Raw genomic sequence first — 12,712 nt, 5'->3', positions numbered from 1 at the left:
ATATTGAACTCTCTAAAAAACTAGGTTGAATTTTATTTTTTTCAATCCTTTTAAAAGTTAAGTAGTTGCCTATAGATATTAACTTTTCAACTTCGCCTCTTTCTTCTTTACTTACTTTATATTTTAATAATCCTAAATTATCATCTACAATATTATTTATCTTGCTATAGTGCTCTACTTTAAAAAAGTCCACAGCTATATATCCTAATATAAAAAACGTACATACACATACTATAATTATAATACTTACGCATTTTTTATTTAACTTCAAAATGCTCATCTCCCCATTATTTAATTCTTTAAATTTATTTAATATTAGCTGAATTAATTACATATTCTTTAAACTTTGTAGCTACTTGGCTCATTTTAGACTTTTTTGAAATTCCCATATATATAGTTCTCTCTTTTATGTCTTCCTTTATATTTATAATTGATAAGGTATTACTATTAATCATAGGTGTGTTTGGAACTATAGAAATTCCAGCTCCCATAGATACTAGCCCCTCTACTGCACTTCCAATATTTGCACCATCTGGCTGAATTGAAATTTTAGGTGCATATCCCAATATTTCAGTATATGACATAAGTTTTTCTTTACTATTCTCACAAAATGCTATAAAAGATTCATTTTTTAATTCTTTTAAAGATATTTCGTTTCTACTTGCAAATTTATGTTTTTTGGGTACTATTAAAACATAATCTTGTTTTTTGACAGGTATAGATTCAATCTCAGATTTGTTTTCATCTATATCTTTACTATCATAAAATCCTATATCAATATTTCCCATACTTAAATCATTTATAACTTCTTGGGCTGACTGCTGGTTAAATTGAAACTTTACATTTGGATATTCATTTAAAAAATCACTTATTATAAGATGCATAAAATATCCACCTATCCTTGGTGTCGATGATATAAATATAGTTTCATTTTTTTCAGTAAGCATGTTACCTATAGTTTTAATTCCATTTTCTATCTCAATCAAAGCTTTATTCGAGTATGTTAAAAATACTTCTCCATATTCTGTAAGCTTTATATTTCTACCCTTTTTCTCAAAAAGTGAAACTTTCAACTCTTCTTCTAATTTGGAAATAGCCTTGCTTAGTGCTGGTTGAGTTACTGAAAGTTTTTTCGAAGCCTTTGTGAAATTTTCTGTTTCAGCTATAACCTTAAAATACTCTAATTGTTGTAAATTCATAATACACTCCTTTTTATAACTAAAAGTTATAGTTATATGAAAAATTTGAATTAGACATAAATATTTTTATGATGGTATAATCAGTATAAATCAAATTCAAACATACTTGATAGTCATATAGAATTATAAATTTTATTTATTGATTAGTCAAAACTTTTATTTTTAGGAGGTATTAATTATGATGAAAGTAGATAAGGATTTATGTATAGGGTGTAGCCTTTGCGTAAAAGATTGTATTGTTAATGATATAGATCTTGTTGATGGCAAAGCTCAAATTAAAAATGTTAGTTGCTTTAAATGTGGACATTGCATAGCAATCTGTCCTAAAAATGCAGTATCAACAGATGATTATAATATGGACGAAGTTTTAAATTATGATAAAGATAGTTTTACTATAAATGAAGATAATTTACTTAATTTCATAAAATTTAGAAGAAGTGTTAGACATTTCAAGAAACAAGACGTTGAAATTGAAAAAATAAATAAAATTATAGAAGCAGGGCGATTCACTCAAACTTCTACCAACTCTCAAAATGTTTCTTATGTAGTTGTAAAAGATAATATAGAGAAATTAAAAGAAATGGCCTTTGACAGCTTATACAATTTAGGAACAACTTTATTAGAAAATTTAAATGATGAAACAAAACCTTTTGAAAGATATGCAAAGATGTGGATTAATATGTACAATGCTTATAAAGAAAATCCTACTGTAAGAGATGGTTTATTCTTTAATGCTCCAGCAGTAATTCTAGTAGTTTCTGATTCACCTGTTAATGCATCTCTAGCATCTTCCAATATGGAACTTATGACTAATGCCTTAGGCCTTGGAACATTCTTTAGTGGATTTTTTATAAAAGCAGCTCAAGAAAATAAAGAAATCATGAGATTTTTAGGTCTTTCTGAAAATCAGCATATAGTTAATTGTATGATAATTGGCTATCCTAGTGTAAAGTATCAAAGAACTGTACCTAGAAAAGACGCTGTTATATCTTGGAAATAGATAACAAAAAGGAGTATTAAAATAACAAGTCTCATAGGATTAGACTATAATTTTTATTTAGATTACAAAATTAATAAAACTTATAATCTAATCCTTAGCTACTTATTTTTTAATACTCCATTTAATAAATAAATTTAAGTATAATTTTTATAATTCTATGTATTCCATGTCTTCCTCATTTTCTGCCTCTAACCATTCTCTTGCTAAATCATCTTCGTCTTCTATAATTCTACTTACCGGTAACTTCATATATTTTCCTTTTGCAGTTACAGCTACTTCACCATTCGGCAATATAATTTCTCCAGTTCCTTCAAATAACTTTCTAGTATCTCTAGTTATTCTTCCAACTACTTTTATAGTGCAATCTGTTGGGACAGGCTTTTTATACTTTAAATCTAGAGAAACAGTAACTCCCCAAACTTCTCCATCTAACATAGTTATAGCTCTACCTATAGTTTCATCTAATATTGCAGCAGACATACCACCATGCATTCTTCCAGGATAACTTTGATGCCATTCTTTCGTATCACATATTGCTAATAATTCATTATTGTCTAGCTCATAAAAATTAGCTTTAAGACTTAAATCATTATCAACTCCACAAACTACGCAATTACTACTTATATTTTGTTTTTTTATAATTTTATGTTTCATAGTCTTACCTCCAATTTTATAAGTTCCTAATTCATTTAGTATTATAGCATAACAAAAACCTCAATGTAAGAAGGAATAAAAAAAATACTAAGATGATAAAATCATCTTAGTATTTTTTTATTTTGTTACTAACTGCAATTTAACAGGTACGAAATCTTTTACCTTTTCACCTTGTAAATATTTATTAGCCTCTTTTACTGCTGTTTCACCTATAAGTATTGGTTGTTGAGCTACTGTCGCTGCCATATCACCTTTTTTAACTGCATCTACAGCATCATCTGTTGCATCAAAACCTACAACTAAAACATCTTTCATATTTGCATCTGCAAGTGCTTTTGATGCTCCTAAAGCCATTTCATCATTTTGTGCAAATACTGCATCTATTTTCCCTTGAGATTGAATGATGTTTTCCATAACAGTAAGTCCCTTTGTTCTATCAAAATCTGCCGATTGTTTTGATACAATTTTTAAGTTACTTCCCTTTATTCCATCTTCAAATCCTTTACCTCTGTCTCTTGTTGCTGATGATCCAGCTATACCTTCAAGTTCAACAATGTTTCCTTTATTACCTAATTTATCAATTAAAAACTTAGCAGCCATATCTCCACCAGCTATGTTATCTGATGCAATATGAGATGCCACTTTACCACCATTTGCAATTCTATCTACAGTCATAACTGGTAAATCTGCATTATTTGCAATCATAACTGATGCTACTGCTGAATCTGAATCAACAGGATTTAGTAATACTAAATCTACATTTTTAACAGTTATATCTTCCATGTTAGATACTTCTTTTGCCGGATCATTTTGAGAATCTAATACTACGACTTCATATCCAAGTTTTTTTGCTTCTTTTTCAACACCTTTTTTTAAATCTACAAAGAAAGGATTATTTAGTGTTGATACTATAAGTCCTATTTTTTTAGTTCCGTCTTCTTTTTGGCTACATCCTACCAACATAAAACTTGATAAAACTATAGTCATCATTATTGAAAGAAATTTTTTCATTCCTATCTTCCTTTCTTAGTTACTTTTTCTATCTAATAGTACAGCTATTAATATAACTATACCTTTAACCATCATTTGATAATAAGATGATACATCTAATATGTTAAGAGCATTACTTAAAACACCTATTATAAGTGCACCTATTATCGTTCCACTTATTTTACCCTTTCCTCCAGTAAGCTTTGTTCCTCCAAGTACAACTGCTGCTATTGCATCTAGTTCATACCCTGTACCTGCTGTAGGTTGAGCTGAGTATAATCTTGAAGTTATTATAATACCTGCTATTGCTGATAATATACCACTTATAGTGTATACCCATATTTTTATTTTATCTGTGTTAAGTCCTGATAACTTAGTTGCTTCTTCATTTCCACCTAATGCATATGTATATCTACCCATTTTAGTGTGGTTTAATATATAATAACATGCTACAAATACTAATATAGTTATGATAACTGGTGATGGTATTCCAAATACTGTTCCTCCACCTATTTTCCCAAATGCCATGGCTAAACCATTACTTCCTAGAGTTATAGGTTTTCCATCTGTAAACACTAATGTTACACCTCTAAGTATTGTCATTGTTGCAAGTGTTGCTATAAATGGTTGTAATTTTCCTTTAGATATTACAAATCCATTTAAAAATCCTACTGCTGCTCCACATACTATAGCTGCTATAACAGCAACTACTATACTTTGACCTGATGCTAAAAGAGATGCTGCAAAAGCCCCACTTAAAGCAAGAACAGATCCTACAGAAAGATCAATTCCTCCTGTTAAAATTACAAACGTCATACCTGCTGCAATTATAGCATTTACAGATGTTTGTCTAAGTATATTCAATATGTTTCTACTACTTAAAAATGATGGACTTAGTATTGAAACTACAACTATTAATAATAATAATCCAACTAATGATTTGTACTTTATTAATATACTTTTTAAATCCATTTGTTTATTTTCTTGACTCACTTTAGCTTGCATAATTAAGCCTCCTTCACTGTAACTGCATATTTTAATATACTTTCTTGAGTTGCATCTTTAATATCTAACTCTCCAGTTAATCTACCTTGACTTAAAACTAATATTCTATCACTTAGCCCAAGTATTTCTGGCATTTCAGAAGATATCATTATTACTGCTTTCCCTTGACTTTTAAATTTATTTATAAGATCATATATTTCTTTTTTTGCACCAACGTCAACTCCACGAGTTGGTTCATCAAGTATAAGTACATCAGGGTCTGTCATTAGAGCCTTAGCTATTGCAACCTTTTGTTGATTTCCTCCACTTAAGTTTTTAATTATTTGTTCTTCAGTTGGAGTTTTTATATTCATTTTTTTTATATAGTCTTTTACTTGTTCATTTTCTTTAGTTTTATTTAATCTAAACATGCTAGATAAACTATTTAATGATGATATTGTCATATTTTCTCTAACAGATAGTGAAAGAATTAAACCATCTCCTTTTCTATCCTCAGATACATATGCTATTTTATTTTTTAATCCATCTTTTGCCGACTTATTAGTTACCTCTTTACCATTTACAATAACTTGTCCGCTTTCTTTTCTTATGTGTCCATATATAGTTTTTGCAAGTTCTGTTCTTCCCGCTCCCATAAGACCTGCAATCCCTATAATTTCTCCACTTCTAACATTAAAAGATACATTGTCTACATATCTATTTGAAAGATTTTTCACATCTAATACAATATTTCCTTTTTCAATTTCATGTCTTGGAAATTGATCTGTAAGTTTTCTTCCAACCATCATTTCTATCATTTTGTCTTCGTCTAAATTGCAGATTTCTTCACTACCTACATATTTGCCGTCTCTTAGAACTGTTATGTAATCACATATTTCAAATATTTCTTTCAATCTATGAGATATATATACTATTGCTTTTCCTTCGTTCTTTAAATCTTCTATTACTTTAAACAGGCTTTCTGTTTCTTTATCCGTAAGAGCATCTGTTGGTTCATCCATTATAATTATTTTTGCATCTAAAGATAAAGCTTTAGCTATTTCTACCATTTGTTGTTGTCCTAAACTTAAATTACCAACTAATTCTTTTGAACTAGTTTTTATATTTAGTTTATTTAAATATTTATCTGATTCTGCATACAGCTTTTTAAAGTCTATTTTAAATCCTTTTTTAGGTTCTCTTCCTAAAAATATATTTTCACCTATAGTTAAATCTTGTATTAAATTTAACTCTTGATGTATTATTGCTATACCTTTTTCTTGTGCATCTTTTGGTCCTTTTATATCCTCTAAGTTTCCATTGTAGAATATTTGTCCACCATCTTTTTTGTAAACACCACTTAAGACCTTCATAAGTGTTGATTTACCTGCACCATTTTCCCCCATTAAAGCCATTACTTTACCTGGATAAAGTTCTAAGTTAACTCCATCTAGTGCTTTAACTCCAGGGAACTCTTTAACTATATTTTTCATCTGCAAAATTGGATTGTTCATATAGGTGCTCCTTTCGATTTACAAAATTTTTCTAAAATACAACGCCTGATTTTAATATTATATTTGAGTATGGAGTACATTCTCCAGTTCTTATTACAGCATGAGAATCCTTTGTCATAACTTTAAACTCTTCATGTTTTACCATTGTAACTTTTACATTTTCAAATCTATTTAATATTTCTTTATACATTTGTTCTGCTGCTTCTTTTATTTCTTCAGCTATTATTATTTCTTCTACACATAATTCTTCAAGTACTGTATCTAATGTATCTAAAAAACTTGGAACTCCATATTTAAGAGCTAAGTCTATTCTTTTTACATCTTTTGGTATAGGAAGACCACAATCTCCTATAGTTAAACTGTCTGTATGTCCCATTTGAGATATAACAGATGAAATCTCACTATTTAATAATTTGCCTTTTTTCATGTCCTTACCCCCTAAATCTTTCAACTTCTGCTAGAGTTGGTAATGAACTTTGTGCACCTTCTTTAGTAACACATAAAGCTCCCACTCTTGATGCAAAATCCATAGCAACCTCTATATTTTCTCCTTTTGAGAAAGCTACAGATAAAGCTCCAGTATAACTATCTCCTGCTGCTGTAGTATCTACTGCATCTACTTTATATGATTTTTTAAACATAGATGTTTCTTTATTTATATATAAACTTCCTTTAGATCCTAATGTTACAATTAATTCTTTAACACCTTTTTCAATCATAGTTTGAGCAGCTTTTAATATATCATCTTCACAATTTATGCTTACTCCACTTAAAATCTCTAACTCTGTTTCATTAGGTGTAAGTAAATCTACATTCTTGATTATTGAGTCTTCTAATTTAACAGCAGGTGCTGGATTTAAAATTGTATATTTACCTAAATCTTTAGCTGATTTTAGTGCATATTTTATAGTTTCAAGTGGTGTTTCAAGTTGAACTACTACTATATCACTATTTTTTATAGCATCAATATTCTTATCGATATCATTTTCTTTTACTTTAAAGTTTGCTCCTGGTGCTACTACTATTGAATTTTCTGCATTTTTATCAACAGTTATCATCGCAACTCCAGTCGGACCATCTTCTTTATGTACATAAGTTGTATTTACATTATCATTTTTTAATGCATCTATTAAAGTTTGTCCAAAGCTATCTGTCCCAACTTTACCAATCATAGTTACATCTCCACCAAGTCTTGCCATTGCTACAGCTTGATTTGCACCTTTTCCACCTGGTACTTCCTTAAAGTCGCTTCCTATTAATGTTTGTCCTTTTTTAGGCATGTTATCAACATTCACTACTAAGTCCATGTTTAAACTACCTATTACACATATTTTTTTCATAATCGTCCTCCTCTAAAGTTTTTGAGATGTAGAACTTCTTATTATAAGTTCTGGCTTAAAAATCATTTTTTCTATATCATTAACTTCTTTTTTTTCTAAATTTTTTATTAATATATTAGCTGATTCATATCCCATATCATATGAATTCTGATTTATAGTTGTAAGTTGCGGTTCAATTATACTTGAAGTTTGAATATCATCAAATCCAACCACGCTTATGTCTTTTGGTATATGTATATTTCTTTCTTTTAAAGCTTTGATAGCTCCTATTGCTATTAAATCATTAGCTGCACATATAGCCGTAAAGTTTATATCTTTTAAACTTTGGATTATTTCATATCCCCAATCTAAAGAATATTCACCTTGTAATACTAATTTTTCATCATATTCAATATTTGCTTCTTTTAAAGCTTTTTTATAACCTTTTAATCTATCTCTCGCAATTTCATTTTTTAAAGGTCCACTTAAATAAAGTATTTTTTTATGATTATTTCCTACTAGGTGATTTATTTCTAAATAAGTTCCTTCTTCATTGTCTAAACTTACGATACCTTTTAAGTTTTTAATATCTAGTTTTTTATCTACTAAAACGATTGGTTTAGTCGATAAGTTATACTCTTTTGAATTTAAATCTATTTTAGAAGATGGAGCAAATATAATCCCATCTACCATTTTATCTGCTAATGTATTGAATGCTTTTATTTCTTTTTCTACATTTTCATCTGTGTTGCAAAGGATAATATTATATCCTTCTTTAACAGCCTTGTCTTCTGCGCCCCTAACTATATCTGTAAAAAATGGGTTTCTTATATCTGGAATAATAATTCCTATAGTTTTAGTTTTCTTTGTTACTAAACTTTGAGCCATTTTATTAGGTCTATAGTTCTTTTCTTTTACTATATCTAAAATTTTTTTTCGTGTAGTATCGCTTATTTTTTCATCTTTATTGTTTAACACTTTTGATACTGTAGTTTTTGATACCCCTGCTAACTCTGCTATATCCTTAATTGTTACCACATAAATCCCCTCCCAAAATTTTAGTATAGTGTACTACTTTTAGGGTTACCGGTTATCCTTTTTTATTAATATATCACACTATATCCAATTAATGCAACATATTTTTATTTGTATATCATTTTGAAAATGTTTTCACAAATTAAATAAGCAAAAAAAACGTCTATTACTGTAGCATTTTCACCACTTATAATAGACACTTAATCATTTTTTATTTTTTATTTTTCTTTATGATACACTGTTTAATCATTAATATTATAGAATTTATACTCTGTAACCTGATTGTATATACTTCCTTTATTAAGAATTGAATTTTCTAAAAAACACATATTATGTCCTATTGGAGGAGCCTGTGTTTCAAAACAGATTCCATATCTTCTTTGTTTTGTTTTATTATTATATAGAGTTAATTCATCAGTAAAGTTCATGCTATATATAACTACACAGTCTTGATTTGTAGTTATATCCATAGCTCGTTTAGACATATTATCTTCTAAGTGTATATAACCTTTATTAAGCATAAATACATGGTCATAACCGAAACCAACTAGTATCTGCTTATCTTTTTTATCATCGATATCTTGGCCTATACACTTTAAATATCTAAAATCAAAAGGAGTTTTCTCTACATTTATATATTTACCTGTAGGAATACAATTTTTATCCAATTCTAGTATGTAGTTGCTGTCTACTTTCATACACTGCTTAGTAATAGATTCTTTTAAGTTGCCACTTAGATTAAAATAAGTGTGATTTGTCATATTAACTAAAGTAGTTTTATCTGTATATGCTTTATATATTTGTTTTATATGAAAATTTTCACTTAGTTTAAAACTGACTTCAACATCTAAATTTCCAGGATAGTTTTCCTCCATATCTTTGCTAAAAGCTTTTAACTTTAAAGTTATACTATTCCCCGCTTCTATACTTTCTACTTCGTAAATTTTTTTATCAAATCCAAATTTTCCTCCATGACCTTGGTTTTCGCCGTAATTTTTAAATAATTTATATTCTTTATTTTCAATTTTAATTATTCCTTCATTTATTCTTCCTGAAGTTCTTCCTATTATAGCTCCCATATAAGAAGGATTTGCCTTATAACTATCTATACTGTTATACCCAACTACAATATTTTCTAAATTATTGTCTTTATCTGGAGTTATTATCTTAGTTATTATCCCACCTAAATTTAGTGTTTCAAATTCAAATCCATTTTCATATAAAATGTTATGAGCTATTATATCTTCATTACCTATTTTACCTACAATTTTTTTACTATATTTCATTTTTTACTCCAACATATTTTTTTAAACTCTCTATATATCTACCTCTAGCTTCTTCTCCAGTTTTATTATGTTTAAATACCCCACAATCTTCTAATACACGTTTAAATACTATTCCTACTTCACATTTTAAAATTTTATCTATAGTACTTTCTTCAAATATTGAGTATTTAGATTTTAAATACTTAATCCAATTTATATGGATAGGCACTTTTTCAATTATAAATTTTTCATCCTTTTCATTTAATAGGTAGTCTTTTATTATTTTTAGTTCATCTTTTAATCTAGATGGTAATACAGCTAATCCTAAAACTTCTATAAGACCTATGTTTTCTTTCTTTATGTTATGTAATTCTTTATGCGGATGAAATATACCGTCTGGATGAAGCTCACTTGTTTTATTATTTCTTAAAACTAAATCTATTTCATATGAATCATCTTTTTTTCTAATAATAGGCGTTATTGTATTGTGACAAGTTATTCCCGTATGAGAATATATATCAACATATTCATCAGAATAAGTTTTCCAATGATTTAGTATGTAGTTTGCCAGTTCACTTATTTTATATTTATCATCAGAGCAAAGTCTAAGTACAGATAGCGGCCACTTTACAATCGATACTTTAACATCCTCATATCCATCTATACAAAACTCACTAATAACTTTAGCATTTTCCATAGCAAAGTTGTATCGCCCTCCTTGATAATGATCATGACTTAATATCGATCCTCCTACAATAGGCAAGTCTGCATTAGATCCTATAAAATAATGAGGAAATTGGTCTACAAAATCTAAGTTTTTATCAAAGGTACTCTTATTTATTTGCATAGCTTCATGTTTATCTGAAAAAATTATACAGTGTTCATTATAATATGAATAAGGAGAATACTGTAAGTGATATTTTTTATTACATAAATTTATAGGTACGGTCCTTAAATTTTGTCTTGCAGGATGATTTAATCTACCTTTATAACCTACATTTTCTTTGCATAACAGACACATTGGATAAGATGATTCCTTCAAAAACTTAGCTTTAGCTATTGCTTTAGGATCTTTTTCGGGCTTAGACAAATTTATAGTTATATCTATATCTCCATACTCAGTGTTTGTTTTCCAAGTTATATTTTCTTTAATCCTATTAGTTCTAACATAATCACACGCTTTGCTTAAATTGTATAAATAATTTGTAGCACTTACTTTATCTTCCTTATACCTAATATTAAATTCTCGTATAACTTCAGATGGTCTTGGTATGAGTAAACTCATTATTTTTGTATCTAATAAATCTCTATATACTGATGTATTAGATTCTAATATACCCATGTCATAAGCATAATTTAATAAATTATTAATTATATCTTCTAGATTAGAAGTATAACTTACATCATTTTCTAAAATATATTCATCTAATTCAAATAATTCAATAAGAGAATTTCTTATATAGCAAATATCTTCATATTCAAAAAGATTGTGTTTTAATCCATATTTTATAAGCCTTTCAAATTCCATATATATACTCATAATGCCCCCCTATAACAGTTCTTTAGTTCCATTTCCTATTTCAGCTTCATAAAAATCAGCTTCATATCCTATTATTTCTTTGTAACGTCTTGAAACTTCGCTTATAAAACAATCCTTCAATTCTTTTTTTACAATAGATACAGTGCATCCTCCAAAACCTGCCCCTGTCATTCTTGAGCCTATAGTTGCTTTATGTTCTAATGCAAGTTCAACCAAAGTGTCTAATTCCTTTCCCGTTACTTCATAATCATTTTTAAGTGAATCATGTGATTCTACCATAAGCTTTCCAAATGTATGTATATCATCGTTTTTTAGTGCTTCTACAGCCTTTAATGTCCTTTGATTTTCATAAACTGCGTGCTTTGCTCTCTTTTTGTTTATAGGGTTACTTATTAGGTGTTTATTTTCTTCAAATTCTTCTTCGCTAAGATCTCCTAAATGATTTATATTGAGCTTTGTTTTTAATTCTTTTAAAGCTTTTTCACATTCATTTCTTCTTTCATTATATTTTGAATCCGCAAGCCCTCTTCTTTTATTTGTGTTTCCTATTACTATTACATTATCATTTAATTCTAACTTTGAATATTTATAATCTAAACTATTACAATCTAGTAAAATTGCACTATCTGATTTTCCCATACCTATAGCAAACTAATCCATGATTCCACAGTTTACTCCTATAAACTTATTTTCAGCTTCCTGACAAAATTTAACTAAGTCAATTCTATCTATTCCTAAATCTAGTACATCATTAACCATAACCCCCATCAATAACTCTATAGATGCTGATGATGATAATCCTGCTCCATTTGGAATATTTCCGTATACTACCATATCAAATCCACACTCTATTTCATACCCATGTTTTTTTAATGTATATAAAACCCCTTTAGGGTAATTTGCCCAGTCATCTTTGTCTTCATTTTTTAATTCATCTATATTAAAACTTATTATACCTAATTTATCGAAGTTCTTAGAATACATATTTATAACTTTATCATTCCTTATAGATATTGCTCCATAAGTTCCAAAGCTCAATGCACAAGGAAAAACATTACCTCCATTATAATCGGTATGTTCTCCTATTAAATTCACTCTTCCTGGGGAAAAAAACACTCTTATGTTTTCTCTTTCTCCAAAAATGTCTTTAAATAAAACTGTTACTTTTTCCTTCATTTTAAATCCCCCTATTTAAATGTAGTATCTATTAAC

General features: G+C 28.3%; 14 protein-coding genes. 1 reads left to right on the top strand and 13 read right to left on the bottom strand.

Going from position 1 to position 12,712, the window contains the following annotated elements; translation table 11 throughout:
* On the bottom strand, positions 1-271 hold a 271-nt coding region (locus tag RWY47_RS09655; RefSeq protein ID WP_316030310.1), incomplete at its 3' end, for a hypothetical protein.
* Positions 272-305: 34 nt separating this feature from the next.
* Positions 306-1,199 carry a LysR family transcriptional regulator gene (locus tag RWY47_RS09650; protein ID WP_142730076.1) on the bottom strand — a complete coding sequence of 298 codons (894 nt, stop codon included), beginning with the start codon at positions 1,197-1,199 and terminating at the stop codon, positions 306-308.
* A 178-nt stretch (positions 1,200-1,377) separates the two neighbouring features.
* On the opposite strand from RWY47_RS09650, the gene RWY47_RS09645 reads away from it, so the two are divergent.
* Entirely contained in the window at positions 1,378-2,199 is an 822-nt protein-coding gene (locus tag RWY47_RS09645; protein ID WP_168931303.1) for a nitroreductase family protein, read from the top strand.
* 147 nt (positions 2,200-2,346) lie between these two features.
* On the opposite strand, the gene RWY47_RS09640 is transcribed toward RWY47_RS09645, so the two are convergent.
* The 11 genes from RWY47_RS09640 to RWY47_RS18080 all read right to left on the bottom strand — a co-directional run bounded on the left by RWY47_RS09640 (position 2,347) and on the right by RWY47_RS18080 (position 12,676).
* On the bottom strand, positions 2,347-2,853 hold the full coding sequence (locus RWY47_RS09640; RefSeq protein ID WP_021430553.1) for a PaaI family thioesterase: 507 nt from the start codon (positions 2,851-2,853) through the stop codon (positions 2,347-2,349).
* Between the two features lie 117 nt (positions 2,854-2,970).
* Positions 2,971-3,864 (bottom strand): ribose ABC transporter substrate-binding protein RbsB, encoded by an 894-nt coding sequence (gene rbsB / locus RWY47_RS09635; protein WP_021432808.1) that lies wholly within the window; start codon positions 3,862-3,864, stop codon positions 2,971-2,973.
* 15 nt (positions 3,865-3,879) lie between these two features.
* Positions 3,880-4,848 (bottom strand): ribose ABC transporter permease, encoded by a 969-nt coding sequence (gene rbsC, locus RWY47_RS09630; RefSeq protein WP_021430551.1) that lies wholly within the window; start codon positions 4,846-4,848, stop codon positions 3,880-3,882.
* 2 nt (positions 4,849-4,850) lie between these two features.
* Positions 4,851-6,341 (bottom strand): ribose ABC transporter ATP-binding protein RbsA, encoded by a 1,491-nt coding sequence (gene rbsA / locus RWY47_RS09625; protein WP_021430550.1) that lies wholly within the window; start codon positions 6,339-6,341, stop codon positions 4,851-4,853.
* A gap of 31 nt (positions 6,342-6,372) precedes the next feature.
* Complete coding sequence (gene rbsD / locus RWY47_RS09620) at positions 6,373-6,768, bottom strand: D-ribose pyranase (protein WP_046823047.1); 396 nt, start codon at positions 6,766-6,768, stop codon at positions 6,373-6,375.
* Between the two features lie 4 nt (positions 6,769-6,772).
* Positions 6,773-7,681, bottom strand: coding sequence for a ribokinase (gene rbsK, locus RWY47_RS09615; RefSeq protein WP_021430548.1), 909 nt, complete (start codon positions 7,679-7,681; stop codon positions 6,773-6,775).
* A 12-nt stretch (positions 7,682-7,693) separates the two neighbouring features.
* Positions 7,694-8,698: a LacI family DNA-binding transcriptional regulator gene (locus RWY47_RS09610; RefSeq protein WP_021430547.1), complete on the bottom strand. Its 1,005-nt coding sequence runs from the start codon at positions 8,696-8,698 to the stop codon at positions 7,694-7,696.
* 239 nt (positions 8,699-8,937) lie between these two features.
* The gene (locus RWY47_RS09605) at positions 8,938-9,981 is read right to left on the bottom strand and encodes an aldose epimerase family protein (protein ID WP_021430546.1); all 1,044 of its coding nucleotides are present in this window, start codon (positions 9,979-9,981) and stop codon (positions 8,938-8,940) included.
* Positions 9,971-11,500 (bottom strand): UDP-glucose--hexose-1-phosphate uridylyltransferase, encoded by a 1,530-nt coding sequence (locus RWY47_RS09600; RefSeq protein ID WP_224170627.1) that lies wholly within the window; start codon positions 11,498-11,500, stop codon positions 9,971-9,973. Before RWY47_RS09600 ends, RWY47_RS09605 begins: the two co-directional genes overlap by 11 nt.
* Positions 11,501-11,509: 9 nt before the next feature.
* A complete protein-coding gene (locus RWY47_RS18085) occupies positions 11,510-12,139 on the bottom strand; it encodes a hypothetical protein (RefSeq protein WP_332842065.1) in 630 nt (209 codons plus the stop codon).
* A gap of 12 nt (positions 12,140-12,151) precedes the next feature.
* Complete coding sequence (locus RWY47_RS18080) at positions 12,152-12,676, bottom strand: galactokinase family protein (protein ID WP_332842064.1); 525 nt, start codon at positions 12,674-12,676, stop codon at positions 12,152-12,154.
* Positions 12,677-12,712 lie beyond the last annotated feature (36 nt).

The organism is Paraclostridium sp. MRS3W1 (genome assembly GCF_032465715.1).
GTDB classification, from domain to species: Bacteria; Bacillota; Clostridia; order Peptostreptococcales; family Peptostreptococcaceae; genus Paraclostridium; species Paraclostridium dentum.
The sequence above is the reverse complement of the archived record's forward strand: the minus strand, read 5'-3'. Positions and strand labels throughout refer to the sequence as shown.